General features: G+C 37.2%; 15 protein-coding genes. All 15 read right to left on the reverse strand.

Features of this window, described 5'->3' with window-relative positions:
* Positions 1–466: 466 nt before the first annotated feature.
* Positions 467–1369: a peptide chain release factor N(5)-glutamine methyltransferase gene (gene prmC / locus H7K77_RS04490; RefSeq protein ID WP_328701025.1), complete on the reverse strand. Its 903-nt coding sequence runs from the start codon at positions 1367–1369 to the stop codon at positions 467–469.
* Positions 1329–2399: a peptide chain release factor 1 gene (gene prfA, locus H7K77_RS04495; RefSeq protein WP_186576529.1), complete on the reverse strand. Its 1071-nt coding sequence runs from the start codon at positions 2397–2399 to the stop codon at positions 1329–1331. The genes prmC and prfA overlap by 41 nt, the downstream gene beginning before the upstream one ends.
* A 123-nt stretch (positions 2400–2522) precedes the next feature.
* Positions 2523–2939, reverse strand: coding sequence for a hypothetical protein (locus tag H7K77_RS04500; RefSeq protein WP_186576530.1), 417 nt, complete (start codon positions 2937–2939; stop codon positions 2523–2525).
* A gap of 237 nt (positions 2940–3176) precedes the next feature.
* Positions 3177–3473 carry a metal-sulfur cluster assembly factor gene (locus H7K77_RS04505; protein WP_186576531.1) on the reverse strand — a complete coding sequence of 99 codons (297 nt, stop codon included), beginning with the start codon at positions 3471–3473 and terminating at the stop codon, positions 3177–3179.
* Positions 3474–3486: 13 nt separating this feature from the next.
* A complete protein-coding gene (locus H7K77_RS04510; protein WP_186576532.1) occupies positions 3487–4734 on the reverse strand; it encodes a hypothetical protein in 1248 nt (415 codons plus the stop codon).
* A gap of 2 nt (positions 4735–4736) precedes the next feature.
* A complete protein-coding gene (locus tag H7K77_RS04515; RefSeq protein WP_186576533.1) occupies positions 4737–4952 on the reverse strand; it encodes a DUF2249 domain-containing protein in 216 nt (71 codons plus the stop codon).
* Between the two features lie 2 nt (positions 4953–4954).
* The gene (locus tag H7K77_RS04520; protein WP_186576534.1) at positions 4955–5197 is read right to left on the reverse strand and encodes a DUF2249 domain-containing protein; all 243 of its coding nucleotides are present in this window, start codon (positions 5195–5197) and stop codon (positions 4955–4957) included.
* A 172-nt stretch (positions 5198–5369) separates the two neighbouring features.
* Positions 5370–5990: a thymidine kinase gene (locus H7K77_RS04525; RefSeq protein WP_186576535.1), complete on the reverse strand. Its 621-nt coding sequence runs from the start codon at positions 5988–5990 to the stop codon at positions 5370–5372.
* A gap of 283 nt (positions 5991–6273) precedes the next feature.
* On the reverse strand, positions 6274–6522 hold the full coding sequence (locus H7K77_RS04530; RefSeq protein WP_186576536.1) for a type B 50S ribosomal protein L31: 249 nt from the start codon (positions 6520–6522) through the stop codon (positions 6274–6276).
* 184 nt (positions 6523–6706) lie between these two features.
* Positions 6707–7999 (reverse strand): transcription termination factor Rho, encoded by a 1293-nt coding sequence (gene rho, locus H7K77_RS04535; protein ID WP_186576537.1) that lies wholly within the window; start codon positions 7997–7999, stop codon positions 6707–6709.
* A gap of 646 nt (positions 8000–8645) precedes the next feature.
* Positions 8646–9932 (reverse strand): UDP-N-acetylglucosamine 1-carboxyvinyltransferase, encoded by a 1287-nt coding sequence (locus H7K77_RS04540; protein WP_186576538.1) that lies wholly within the window; start codon positions 9930–9932, stop codon positions 8646–8648.
* A gap of 426 nt (positions 9933–10358) precedes the next feature.
* Positions 10359–11216 (reverse strand): class II fructose-bisphosphate aldolase, encoded by an 858-nt coding sequence (locus H7K77_RS04545; protein ID WP_186576539.1) that lies wholly within the window; start codon positions 11214–11216, stop codon positions 10359–10361.
* Between the two features lie 290 nt (positions 11217–11506).
* Complete coding sequence (locus H7K77_RS04550; RefSeq protein ID WP_186576540.1) at positions 11507–11866, reverse strand: response regulator; 360 nt, start codon at positions 11864–11866, stop codon at positions 11507–11509.
* Between the two features lie 342 nt (positions 11867–12208).
* The gene (locus H7K77_RS04555; protein ID WP_186576541.1) at positions 12209–13816 is read right to left on the reverse strand and encodes a CTP synthase; all 1608 of its coding nucleotides are present in this window, start codon (positions 13814–13816) and stop codon (positions 12209–12211) included.
* Positions 13817–14211: 395 nt separating this feature from the next.
* A complete protein-coding gene (gene rpoE, locus H7K77_RS04560) occupies positions 14212–14775 on the reverse strand; it encodes a DNA-directed RNA polymerase subunit delta (protein ID WP_186576542.1) in 564 nt (187 codons plus the stop codon).
* Positions 14776–15136 lie beyond the last annotated feature (361 nt).

The following is a 15136-nucleotide window of genomic DNA, read 5'->3' on the forward strand; positions in this document are numbered from 1 at the left end:
TCCTCCTGATTCTACTTTTTCGCTTCGTTAAGTACTCCCTTACGTCGCGAGTTCCTCCTGATTCTACTTTTTCGCTTCGTTAAGTACTCCCTTACATCGCGAGTTTATTCTGATTCTACTTTTTCGCTTCGTTAACCACTCTCTTACATCGCGAGTTCCTCCTGATTCTCCTTTTTCGCTTCGTTAAGTACTCCCTTACGTCGCGAGTTCCTCCTGATTCTCCTTTTTCGCTTCGTTAAGTACTCCCTTACGTCGCGAGTTCCTCCTGATTCTCCTTTTTCGCTTCGTTAACCACTCCCTTACGTCGCGAGTTCCTCCTGATTCTCCTTTTTCGCTTCGTTAACCACTCTCTTACGTCGCGAGTTCCTCCTGATTCTCCTTTTTCACTTCGTTAAGTACTCCCATATATTACAGATTGAATGCTGCAAGGTACAACTAACAGGTTATCCACAAAAAGGTGTTCACTCTATATACGAGCGAACACCATGCGGTCCTTACCGTTGATATCTTTACGGATATCCACAGTACTTTTCGGATACGTGTTAGTTAGGATGGTTTTTACTTGTTCTCCTTGTTGATAACCTATTTCAAAAGCAATTAATCCACCGGTTGTTAACACTTGTGTGGATTGTTCAACGATCTCATAATAAGCAGCTAAACCATTTTTCTCCGCAAATAGTGCTAATTCTGGGTCAAAGTTGCGTACTGTATCGCTAAGTGTAGGTTTATCCACAAACGGTATATAAGGCGGATTGGAAACAATTATATCCACATTTTGTCCCCTATCGATAAGCGGTTCAAGAAAACTACCTTTGCAAAACTGGATAGATGCACCAAGTGTACAAGCATTTTGCTTAGCGACAGACAACGCTTGCTCTGATATATCGACTGCAAAGACTTCCAATTCTGGTTTTTCCAATTTCAAAGTCGTAGCAATAATACCGCTTCCCGTTCCTAAGTCTACTAAGGTGTTAGCAGGACCTAGCGTCTTTATCTCATCCAGTACATTTACGATTAACTCCTCTGTTTCCTGCCTGGGGATAAGTACATGTTTATTCACAGTGAATTCACGTCCATAAAACGCTTCTTTTCCAGTAAGATGTTGAACTGGAATACCCGTTTCTACATGGCGCTTTATATTTTCCATAAATACAGTTTGCTTTTCCACAGGTACTAACTCACGAAAATTGGATAAAAGTTGGACACGGCTTATCCCCAAATGATGCTGAAGCAGGATCTCCGCAATTTTTCCTTCTCGATTATGCTCTTCTAAAAAAAGAGAAGCCCAACGGAGGGCTTCGTGTATTGTCATTGGCTTTTCGGACATGTTATTCACCAATCTGTTCCATTTTTTTCGTTTGCTCTTCAATTAATAGAGCATCAATTACTTCATCCACTTTACCTTCTAGAATTTGATCTAACTTTTGAATCGTTAAACCAATACGGTGGTCGGTCACGCGGTTTTGTGGAAAATTGTACGTTCTGATACGCTCGGAACGATCTCCTGATCCAACTGCAGACTTTCTTGTCTGATCGTATTCAGCCTGCGCCTCCTGTTGGAACTTATCGTAAATACGAGCTCGAAGTACTTTCATTGCTTTTTCCTTGTTTTTAATTTGGGACTTTTCATCCTGAATCGAAACAACAATTCCTGTTGGTAGGTGTGTTAAACGAACTGCTGACATGGTTGTATTAACACTTTGTCCTCCCGGTCCACTGGAAGTAAACGTATCAACGCGAATATCTTTTTCATGAACATCCACTTCTACTTCTTCGGCTTCGGGCATAACTACAACTGTTGCAGTAGAGGTATGAATTCTACCGCCCGACTCTGTCTCGGGTACACGTTGAACACGGTGTGCACCATTTTCAAACTTAAGTTTAGAATAGGCTCCTTGACCGTTAATCATAAATACGATCTCTTTGTAGCCACCAACTCCAGTTGAGTTCGAGTCCATAATATCAATTTTCCAACCGTTCGTTTCTGCAAAGCGAGAATACATACGGAACAAGTCACCAGCGAACAATGCCGCTTCATCTCCACCTGCTGCCCCACGGATTTCCATAATAACGTTTTTGTCATCATTCGGATCCTTCGGTAACAATAATACTTTTAAGCGTTCCTCAAGTTCTTCCTTTTGTTCTTGAAGTTCACTAATTTCTAATTTAACCATATCATGCATTTCCGCATCTAAGTCATCTTCCAACATAACTTTCGCATCGTCCAATTGAGAAGTAACATCTTTATACTCTCGGTATGCTGTAATGATATCTTGAAGGTCAGATTGTTCTTTAGAATAATCTCTTAGTTTCTTCGTATCATTTATTACTTCAGGGTCACTTAATAACTCATTTAATTTGTCATATCTAGCTTCTAATGATTCTAATCTGTCTAACAAGTCTTCCACCTCTTTCTAATAAGGAAGTTACTTTTCCTCCTTAAAACATAAGACCAATATTTTCATTATATTATAAGGAGTGAATCCCCGTCAAAAAAAGCCTGAAGTGGCTTTTTTAGCCAATTATTTTACTATCACCTTAATATTGTAGCGTTGGGTTACCGATTCTATTGCTGATATTATATTTTCTTCCCACGCTTTACGTTCATCATCGTTTAATTCGGAGTCTACCAACACCGTCACTACAGCATTAGGACCATCAATTTCAACATTTGTTACCGTCACATACGGCATTTTCTCGGCTGCTTGGATGATGATCTGCTTATCCTTTTCACGTTTATTAAATGAATCACCTGACTCATCAATGACACGTGGTTCCTTACTATCAATTTGAACATAACCCTCATCTGTTGTTTTTTGGTTCAGTGATGGGCTCGGTTGATCGGTTGGCTCTCTTTGTAACAGCTCTCCATAATTGGCTCCACACGCAGCTGTTAATAGTAATAGTGAAAATACGGATGAAATTAGGATGTATTTCATTTGAATTCCCTTCTTTATGTATATATTTTTTCATTTTAGCTTTTCCATTGTTGGCTATTTTATGTAAAAGGGGGATAAATTTTGGATTTGGGGGGATATGTTTGGATTTAGGTCGGATATATTCTCTGAAAGGGGGGATAAACTCAAAAATAGGGAGGAAATCTCACAGTTTTGGTAGGATAAAAATTTTAAGGAGAGAAAAAGACTCAACTAAAGTTAAGCCTTCTCAAATTCATCTTAATACAACATCGCCCTGGCTTTATCTGTCATTTTTTCTGGTGACCAGGCTGGCTGCCACACTAATTGAACATCAACCTTGCCTACTTCATCTAAAAAATAAATAGCACTCTCTACTCCACCTACGATACTATCATGCAAAGGACAACCCGGCGTCGTTAATGTCATCGTAACTTTTACATCATTGTTATCATTAACCTCCATGTTATAGATTAAGCCAAGGTCAACGATATTTATTCCCAATTCTGGGTCAATTACCGTGTATAACGCTTCTTTTACTTGTTCGTATAAACTCATTTTATCTCACTCCTTATTTTCGAATAACCTGTACAATCGAGATTAAATAGGCAATTGAGGTTGCTAGCATGATTGCTTGAAAAAGTTGAACAGCTATATCCATCTGTAAAACACCTGAAATAGTTAAGCCAAAAGTACCGAATGTAAACAAGCTAAACAGCGTAACTCCTAATTTTTCATTAACCATATCTTTTAATAAAGGAACACTAATTTTTCCAACCTGACTAGAATACTTATACGTCCACCATAGAAAAGGAACAATTTTATATAAATAACCGAGAATACTGAACATAACCCAACAAATAATGTATAAAAATACTAGCCAACTCCATATCCGCTCATCTTGAAAATGAACAAGTCGAAGCACTACGACCGCTGTATGAATCAACCAACCAAAGCCGATTGCAATTAATGAGAACATAAATGGTCTATCTAATCGCTTCTTCAGCCGCTTTTTCAAAATCTCCAAGATGTCTAATGTGAAACACGAAAAGCCAACCCATAACAATATCCATCCAAGTGTAGATAGAGATGAATGGTCTAACCAAAATGAAAGGATTAAGAGAAGTAAACCTACTATATAACTGATAAATGCTAGTTTAGAACCTCTCATTTTAAAACCATGACTCAGACTAAACATCGGCACCAACTTGTAGGAAAAACCAAAAATTAATAGCGTAAACCAACCAGCAACTCCTAGTAAAATATGCGAATGGAGTGTAGCAGTGTAATTAAATGAGGAACCAAATGCGATGCTCCAGGCTAACGTTAGACCAGCAATAATCGTTATCAAAAAGCAAACTAATGCACCGCCTACAAATAGAGTTAGAACATTTTTTTCTTCCTGTTTCTTTAAAGTCATTAGAATTTGAAATAAGAATAGGAGTATTCCAACGATGACAACAACTGCCCCGTAAACAGCATGACTTATATTAAAGCCTAATAGGAAAGAAAATAACCCAATACCAACACCCGTCACAATGAGCTGAACAAATCCTAATTTTTCACTCCATATTGGTGTTAAAAAGGCAACAGGTACGAGTTGATACATGGCACCCATAATGATCATAACAATCCACCCTAATAGCAGAAGATGGGCTCCCATTAATATCTGTGGTAAGCGGAAGATACCATTTGTCAGCGCATCACTATGAATTAAAAATATCCATTGGGATAGAACGAAAGATACTAAACCTAAAAATATGAAAGAGAGAGGTAGTTTTACATTTGTTTCTGTCTTGTTAGCAGTAAGTCCACTCATCTTTACACACCTTGCTTTGTAATTGTAATCGCAAAACTTCCATCCTCTTGTTCCTCTACCTCATAGACATGACCTTGTTCATCTAGCTCTGCAAATAGGAACATTGGTCTTCTATCATTAATAATTTTAAGTTGCTGACCGGCTTCTAGCTCCTCAAGTGCCGCTAAAGTCCTCATCATTGGTTGTGGTGGCTGCAACCCTCTGTTATCTAATATCATAGCTACTCAACGTCCTTTTTGGTAAAAGTAATTTTCCAATGTTTCTTTTCTAATTGCTCTGACTGATGGCTAAATCCTTTTTTCCCTAATACTTTAAATAACGGAAAAGGATTAAATGGTGCATGTAACACAAATTGTTCGCCTGACTGCACACTCTTTGCTGCATCCATTATCTTTTTGAAAGGCTCCATCCCTTTTTTTATATCATCACGTACATCAACTTCTAGTAATACATCCTTACCCATAACGCCACCTCCACCTAATGATATTTATATGATAATCATTATCAATTACTAATGAAGTGACGATAATCACGGGGGGCTATCATTTTATTAAAACATTTTATTCTAATCGATTGGTAAAAAGTTTACTATAAAAAAGACCCAAACCTCTGAACTTAAGGTTTGAGTCCTTCTATTATTTATTGATTTCAACAGCTTGCGTAATCAACTCATGCTTTGGTTTGTTAGGTACCTCGTGATGATGTCTACAACGGGGCTCATAAGATTCTGAAGCACCGACAAGAATGATTGGATCATCATAGGATGCTGGTTCCCCATCAATTAAACGTTGCGTTCTGCTCGCTGGAGAACCACATAATGGGCAAATGGCATTTAGCTTCGTTACAGACTCACTAAGTGCCATAATCTCAGGAACTGGACCAAATGGCTCACCGCGGAAATCCGTATCGAGACCTGCAACAACAACACGATGTCCCCGGTTTGCTAACTCCTCAATAATGTCAATGATATGGTGATCAAAAAATTGAACTTCATCAATTCCTACCACATCAACATCATCTTCCATATAATTCAAAATATCTTCAGCACTATCAACCGGTCGTGCAAGAATAGATGTTCCATTATGCGAAACTACTGATTCCTCTGAATACCTACTATCTATAGCTGGTTTAAAAACCCTCACCGATAAATTGCCGTATGTAGCTCGGCGGACTCGACGAATTAATTCCTCTGATTTTCCGGAAAACATACTTCCGCAAATAAGTTCTACCCATCCACTGTACTTCATTACATGCACGTGCAGGTCTCTCCCTTCGCTTGTAAAAACTCTCTCTGCAAAAATAACTATTACCATCTATTATAAACATATTTCCTCATTACCATGAACCTTATTTAAAAGGAAAATGAAGGGCATTCATAAGTTTTAGCAATTAAAAAACAGGCAAAAGGTTAGACAATTTGCCTGTTTAATAATGAGGATACAATAATCCTTTTATTTAATCTTTGGATAGATCATCAGGAGCTAGATAGTCCTAGATGACCTAGTTATGCAAAACGTGGCTAAACGGGCCACGAAATACTTATGAACCAAGATTATATTTTTTCTTAAAGCGATCTACACGGCCACCAGCTTTATCAGCTTTTTGTTTACCTGTGTAGAAAGGATGAGATGCTGAGCTAATTTCCACGCGGATTAGAGGGTAAGTGTTGCCATCTTCCCACTCAATTGTTTCTTCAGAATGCTTAGTTGATCCCGCTAGGAACTTGTAGTCAGAACTTGTATCAAGGAATACTACTTTCTTGTAATTCGGATGAATTCCTTCTTTCATGTCTTTCCACTCCTTTTGCCCTGAATCCTTTGGAAACAGAGTTATTGTATAAACCCAAAAACCAATTAATGGTTTAAAGGATTTTACTGCTTACGTATTAAAACCATACAGAAAGATTATAACAGTGTAAAAAATTGTTTGCAAGAGCTTGTTTCATAAATACTTTATTTACTAATTCCACTCTTTAAGCTTGCGTTCTACGTGTCGTACCTTTTCTTTTCATTTCCTCTTCTAAGTTTTGGAAGAATTCTTCGTTATTTTTTGATCCTCTTAATTTTCGCAAGAAGCGTTCTAAGAAATCTGGTGAATCCTGCATCGATTTACGGATTGCCCAAATTTTATCTAAATGCGGTTTAGGAAGCAAAAGTTCTTCTTTTCTTGTACTTGAGCGTAAAATGTCAATGGCAGGGAATATACGACGCTGCGCTAAATTACGGTCAAGGTGTAATTCCATATTACCAGTACCTTTAAATTCTTCATAAATGACATCATCCATACGCGATCCAGTTTCTACTAGAGCTGTAGCTAAAATGGTAAAGCTACCGCCTTCTTCAATATTCCTCGCAGCACCGAAGAAACGCTTCGGACGGTGGAAAGCAGCTGGATCAATACCACCAGATAAAGTTCTTCCACTTGGAGGGATAACAAGGTTATATGCTCTCGCTAGTCTTGTAATACTATCCATTAACACAACCACATCTTTTTTATGTTCAACAAGTCGCATTGCACGTTCAAGCACAAGCTCAGACACCTTAATATGATTTTCTGGAACTTCATCAAAGGTAGAACTAACCACATCTACGTCAGGATGTACGGAACGTTCAATGTCCGTAACCTCTTCTGGGCGTTCATCAACTAAAAGAATGATTAATTTAGTATCAGGATGGTTCGTTGTAATACTGTTGGCAATTTGCTTTAACAGCATTGTCTTACCCGCTTTTGGAGGAGCTACGATTAATCCACGTTGTCCATATCCCACTGGCGTAAGCAAATCAATAATTCTTGTTGATAGTTTCTTTGATTCTGTTTCAAGTCTCATAAGTCTATCTGGATATAGTGGAGTTAGCGCAGGAAAGTGTACACGTTCTTTTGCAATTTCGGGATTTTCACCGTTAACCGCATCAACATGAAGCAACCCATAGTACCGCTCATTTTCTTTAGGCGGTCTTACTTTACCAGATACTTTGTCACCGTTTCGTAAATCAAAGCGGCGAATTTGTGATGCTGATATATAAATGTCTTCCGCACTTGGTGAATAGTTTATCGGACGTAAAAATCCAAATCCTTCAGAAGGAATAATTTCCAATACTCCGTCCATAAATAAATAGCCACTTTTTTCAGCTTGTGCTTTTAGTATAGAAAATATTAGTTCTTTTTTTGTTAATTTAGCATAATAAGACACTTTAAACTCTCTAGCTTTTGTGTAGAGGTCCTTCAATGTCATTGACTCTAATTGAGATATTGTTACTTCAGCCACAAAATCACCACACCTATTTAATTTATGATAATGTTAAATGTATTTATGCAGGGGTTTAGCCATATTGCTTCTATTACTAATTTATAGTCATAGTTATTGGGTACACTTCTAAAATGGAGTTCTTATTGTCGGGTCGCTATTTTAATAGTGTTCTTCATTTGGTGAACAAATCTAGCGGAGATGTTTTTTGCAATAAGATCATATAAAGAAGAAAAATGATGGAAGTATAGAGTAGACCTTCCCCGGTAGAGGAAAACAAACAGGTTTCCTACTTGTTTTACCTTAATAGAATAGAAGTTTTCATCATAGAGGTTTTCCAACTCTGCTTTGGTTAAACCTCTTCAATAGTACCTTGTTCCTGCCTTTAATTCAACTCTATTTTACCTACAAAATGCCTAATATAGTTTTGAAATTTGGATAATATCGATAAATGTGGGGTAAAATAGTTGTTTTCTTACATTATGATACCCTTTTCACTACTAATTAAACAAGTAGAAGTTTGAAAAAAATATCATTTATTTTAATTTTGCTCCTAGTTTATTCTATTTTTGAGGGGAGGAGTAGGATGAGAAGAAGCATCCTTTCCCAAACTTCTATATTCTAAAAAAGGAAGCTGACTCATTCAGCTTCCTTTTTAAAGCAATAGTTATGAATTTTGAAATTGCTCTACTTCTTCTTCAGTCATTTCTTCGCGCCATATCTTGGCACCTAGGTTGGTTAACTTATCGGTTATTTGCTCATATCCTCTGTCAATATGCTCAAGCCCTGTAATTTCGGTTATGCCATCAGCCATTAATCCTGCAACAATTAATGCTGCACCTGCACGAAGGTCACTCGCTTTTACTTTTGCACCCTCTAGTTGGACTGGTCCGGAAACTATTGCCGACCCACCCTCAACCTTAATTTGTGCATTCATCCTACGTAGCTCATCTATATGCTTGAAGCGAGCTTGGTAGATCGTATCTGTTACAACACCTGTACCCGCAGCACTCGTTAATAGAGAAGTGAACGGCTGCTGTAAATCTGTTGGAAAGCCTGGGTGAACAAGCGTTTTAATATCTACAGCTTTGAGCTTTGGACCTCTAGTAATTAATAGCTGCTCTTCCCCCTCCTCAATCTGTACGCCCATTTCGCGTAGCTTGGCCAACAATGGCTCCAGATGCTGTGGAATAACATTATCTATTAATACTTTATCACCTTGTGCTGCAGCCATGATCGTATAAGTTCCAGCCTCTATTCGATCCGGTATAATCGTATGCATACATCCAGTTAGAGTCTCTACACCTTCGATACGGATCACGTCGGTACCAGCACCTTTAATTCTAGCACCCATACTAGTTAAAAGTGTGGCTACGTCAATAATTTCTGGTTCTCTTGCTGCATTTTCTATAATTGTTTTTCCTTTTGCTTTAACGGCTGCCAACATAATATTAATTGTTGCACCAACGCTGACGACATCTAAGTAAATTCGTGCTCCTCTTAATTCATCAGCTCGTAAGTATATTGCACCTTGTTCATTAGTCACTTTAGCACCTAGTGCCTCAAAACCTTTGATATGTTGGTCGATCGGACGTGGTCCAAGATGACAACCACCTGGTAACCCGATAACTGCTTGCTTGAATCTTCCAAGCATAGCCCCCATAAAATAGTATGATGCACGAAGTTTTTTCACTTTACCATTTGGTAGTGGCATAGCTGTCATTTGCGAAGGATCGATGTGCAGCATTTGACCACGCCAATTTACTGTCCCACCGATTTCTTCTAGCAAGTGACTCAAAGTATCAACATCTGAAATTTGAGGTAATCCTTCAATTATAACTTTTGAATCTGCTAAAATAGCTGCCGGCAACAACGCCACTGCACTATTCTTTGCACCGCTTATACGAACTTTTCCGCTTAGTGGATTTCCACCTTCTACGAGAATTTTTTGCATTTGGAACTCCCTCACTTTAAAAGGTTGTTCAAAAAGAGCTGAAACTCTTTTTGTCCTCCTTGCTGCTACTCATTCTATATAATAAGACTTTCGCAAGCTTAGTTTGTACAATTTTGGCAAAACAATACAATATTTCTTGTAGTTCATTAATAATTCCATTTCGACAGACTACACGAGCAATTATATCCTATGTCCATTTATAATTAAACTATTTTATACACAACTTTACATTTAGTAGATCTTTTACTTGCCTTAATCACCTGTAACTTCAATCATTTTCAGCTAAAGTATATTTCTTAATTTGTTTCACATCCTGGGAGAAGATTAATAAGGAGAGGTTTTAGTTTGGAAGGAAGTATCACTAGCTGGTCTTTTCATTCAAAGAAAAAAGACTGTCATATGACAGCCCTTTATAGAAAAATTGTATTATTTAGCTTGGCTTGATGAACCGAACTCACGCATTTTACCAATAACTGTTTCTTTAATTGCGTCGCGTCCTGGCCCTAAGTATTTACGTGGGTCAATCATTTCAGGATTTTTATCTAAAACTTCACGTACCACTTTAGTTTGTTGAATTTGGTTCTCAGTGTTTACGTTAATTTTAGAAGTTCCGTAAGAAATCGCACGTTGGATATCTTTTGTTGGAATTCCAGTTCCACCATGAAGTACTAATGGTAAGCCAGTAGCTGCACCGATTTCTTCCATTTCTTTGAAACCAAGGTTTGGTTCACCTTTGTAAGGTCCGTGTACAGAACCAAGTGCTGGAGCTAGACAGTCAATACCTGTACGCTCAACAAGCTCTTGACACTCTTTTGGATCAGCATAGATAATGCTTCCAGACACGTCATCTTCTTGTCCACCAACAGTTCCAAGTTCTGCTTCAACAGAAACTCCGTGGAAGTGTGCAAGTTCTACTACTTTTGATGTAACTGCGATGTTTTCTTCAAATGGATCGTGAGAAGCATCAATCATTACTGATGTGAAACCAGCATGGATCGCTTTCGCACAAGCTTCAAAGCTTGAACCGTGGTCTAAGTGGATTGCTACTGGTACAGTTGTACCTTGTGCTTCCATTACAGCTTTGACCATTGTTACAACAACGCCAAATCCGCCCATATATCTGCCTGCACCTTCAGAAACCCCAAGGATTACTGGAGATTTTTCTTCTTCAGCAGCTTGCAAGATTGCTTGAACATATTCTAAGTTATTGATGTTGAATTGACCTACAGCATAGCTACCAGCTTTCGCATCTTCTAGCATTTGTTTCATTGAAACTAATGGCATGAAAATTTCCTCCTTTTGAAACTAACTATAAAAAATATTATGTCCTATAACCAGTCAATTATTGCTGTTTGATTGGGTACAGTATAAGAATACCAAGTACTCTCCAAAGGTGCAACAAATCAACGAATAGGAAAGCGTTTACTTTAGGTAAATTTAAATAAACTTTCCAAATATCTGTCGAATTCCCAAGAAAAGACGTTATTCAAAGTCTTGAAAACACTAGATTTATTCGCACTAACAACTTTACTATCTATCTAAAAAAAGAATTTATGTATTATTTATGAAAATTATTATTTCAGCAAGTTTTGGATATCTTGGCGTGCATCATCGATATTAAATGGCTTTGCAAAAACTTTTTTTATACATTTAATATTCTCTGTTTTCTTGGCTGCTTCTTCTGCTAGGCCACTCATTAATATAGTTGGAATTGTTGTCCCCTGATCTTCAAGTGTCTGTAATAGTGTATGACCGTCCATGATAGGCAATTTAAAGTCAACTAATAATAAATCTGGCTCAACTTCCTGGATTTTGTCCAGCGCCTCTTTCCCGTTTTCTGCTGTTACTACTTTGTGCCCTTCACTTTTGATAATTTCTTCAAGCAGCAACCGAATACCCAATTGGTCATCCACTATCATAACTGTTTTATCCATAGATTAGCTCAACCCTTCTCTGTAATGTTTACTGCCTTATTATTAGCATAAAATCTGATTTCCAAAAAATAGTGCTAAATTTAGAAAAAAGTAAATGCGAAAGCTGAATCTACCTTATATTTTAGCTTGGAAAAGGTCAGTAGACAAACTACTAAACCCGATAACTACTTTATTTTTCTATATAAGTTGCATTATTCCTTCTTTTACGACCCAAATAATTGCTACGCGCCAAAACTTTCGCTTTTTTGACAAAAGGCCCCTATTTACGACAAAGGTAAATAAGAGCCTTTCTAAAATAGTGTTTATCTTTTGGAAGGAGAATTCCATTCTCCATTCCATTTATTACTCATTTGTATTTTGAACAGATGCACCAATGAAACCATAGAATAACTGTTGTGGTCTGGTTGGACGAGATTTAAACTCTGGATGGTATTGTGAAGCAACAAACCATGGGTGATCACCTAATTCAATTGTCTCAATTAAACGGCCGTCTGGGCTTGTACCAGAGAAGATAAATCCTTTTTCCTCCATTTGATCACGGAACTCATTATTAAATTCAAAACGATGACGGTGGCGTTCATAAATAACATCTTCATTATTATAGGCAGCTTTTGTTTTCGTTCCATCTGTTAATCGACAAGGATAAACCCCTAAACGGAGTGTTCCACCTAAATCGGAGATATCTTTTTGCTCTGGTAATAGATCAATGATTGGATATGGGGTATCTGGTTTGAATTCAGCAGAGTGCGCTCCCTCTAATCCAACAACATTACGCGCAAATTCAACTGTTGCTAGTTGCATACCTAGACAAATTCCTAAGAATGGTACTTTTTCTTCACGTGCGTAGCGGATTGCCTCGATTTTCCCTTCGATTCCTCTATCACCGAATCCACCTGGCACAAGGATACCATCCACACTAGCTAATAATTCTTCCACATTATCCTTATTTACTTCTTCCGCATTAACCCATCGAACGTTAATGTCTGCGTCATACGAATATCCAGCATGTTTTAGTGCTTCAACTACGGAGATGTAAGCATCTGGAAGTTCTACATATTTTCCTACTAATCCAATTGTAACCTCTTTGGAAAGATTGCGCACCTTCTTAGCAAGTTCATTCCATTCAGTCATATCTGCTTCCGTACAATCCAGGCCAAAATGATCACAAGTAATTTGATCTAGGTTCTGTTCTTGTAATGCTAAAGGGATATGGTAGATCGTATCTACATCCTTCATTTCAATAACTGCATTTTCATCAATATCACAGAACAAAGCAATTTTCTCTTTCATTTCTTGGCTAATTTCCATTTCTGTACGCAAAACAATAACATCTGGCTGAATACCTAGTGAGCGTAGTTCTTTAACACTGTGCTGCGTTGGTTTTGTTTTTAATTCACCTGCGGCTTTAATATAAGGTACAAGTGTACAGTGAATATACATTACATTATCTTTGCCAATATCACTTTTGATTTGTCGAATTGCTTCAAGGAATGGAAGTGACTCGATATCACCAACTGTTCCACCAATTTCAGTGATTACAACATCAGCATTTGTTTGTTTTCCGGCCTGGAAAACTTTATTTTTAATCTCATTTGTAATGTGAGGAATTACTTGAACAGTACCGCCTAAATAATCCCCACGTCGTTCTTTCTGAATAACAGTTGAGTACACTTTTCCTGTCGTAATATTGCTATATTTATTTAAATTGATATCAATAAAACGCTCGTAGTGTCCCAAGTCTAGATCTGTCTCAGCGCCGTCCTCTGTTACGAACACTTCACCGTGTTGGTAAGGACTCATTGTTCCAGGGTCCACATTAATGTATGGATCGAACTTTTGAATTGTAACCTTCAATCCTCTATTTTTTAATAAACGCCCCAATGAAGCTGCTGTGATCCCCTTTCCAATGGAAGATACCACACCGCCAGTTACAAAGATGTATTTAGTCACCTTTATCCCTCTTTCTATTTTTATATATTTTATTAGTATTAGAATCCTTCACTTTCTCATTCCTTGTAGAATAAGTAATAGAAAAATTCACCTAGTGGAAAACACTAGTGAAGCAATGGAAACTACTGGTAACAAACAAAATAATAACTAGCAAAATTACTACCATTAAAATTTTTGCATTACCAGAATAGGGAGCTAAATCATCTTATTAAAGATATACGCACTCTTTCACCTTATCACAAGATGAGTTTTACCGTTTTCCTAAAATTTTTTTCCAATATAAAAAAAGAAAAGCGCTCCCCAATAATAGGGGAACGCTGTACTATAAAAATTAAATTATAGAGCCCAAGAAAGATTTTACTTATTCACACTTGGAAAGTCAAGCGGTTTTTAAATCAATCTTCATCCTCTTCATCATCTAATTCCTCATCATCAAAATCTGTGTCATCATCATCGTCATCTGAAACATCATCGTCAAGATCGTCGTCATCATAGCTATCGTAATCTGCATCTGAATCATCGCTATCTTCATCATCTGAATCATCATAATCTAGATCTTCTTCTAAATCATCGTCGTCAAAATCTAGTTCTTCTTCATCTAAATCATCATCAATAATATCTTCTTCGACTTTTGCTTTTTTACGAGTAGCAGCCTTTTTCTTCTTCTTTTTCTTTGGAGCAGCTGTGATTTCTTCTTCAAACTGGTCTACAGGATACCAACGTTTTAATCCCCAAAGGTTAGACCCAATAGTCATAAAACGGCCATCAATGTTTAAGTCGGTATAAAATTGAGAAATATTTTCATCTTTTTGTTCTTCAGAAAAGCCTTTTAATTTAGCGATACGGTCAAATACCTCTCTGAAATCCGTAGCCTTATTTTCATCAATTAGAATAAGATTAGCAATTTCAATCATGGACATATCTTCAATTTGCTCAGGGCTATAATTTTTCAAGCTCACGTTCAAGCACTCCCTTTATGTATATTATTAGGTTTCTTCTTCTTTTATTTATAAAAAATAATATGTATTAACAGACAATTATGCAAAGCCTACCATACATTATATGGTTATAAAAATTAAAATGCAATAAAAGACGCACTTCTATATTAACCATCTGACAGTTTTTTAAACTTGGTCCCAATCCAAGCAGTTTTTTTATAGACTTTTTCATAAAAAATCAGTCATTTTACTTCGTAGTTGAGATAAAATCTGCAGTAACTATATTTTTTAATTAACTGAGTGCAAATGCGACGCTGTGGATTGTGAATCGAAAGGAATTCTAACGTCGCGAATTAGATAAATATTAAGAATTCTCTATGTA

The sequence above is a fragment of the Aquibacillus kalidii genome, from assembly GCF_014280935.1.
Taxonomy (GTDB): domain Bacteria; phylum Bacillota; class Bacilli; order Bacillales; family Amphibacillaceae; genus Aquibacillus_D; species Aquibacillus_D kalidii.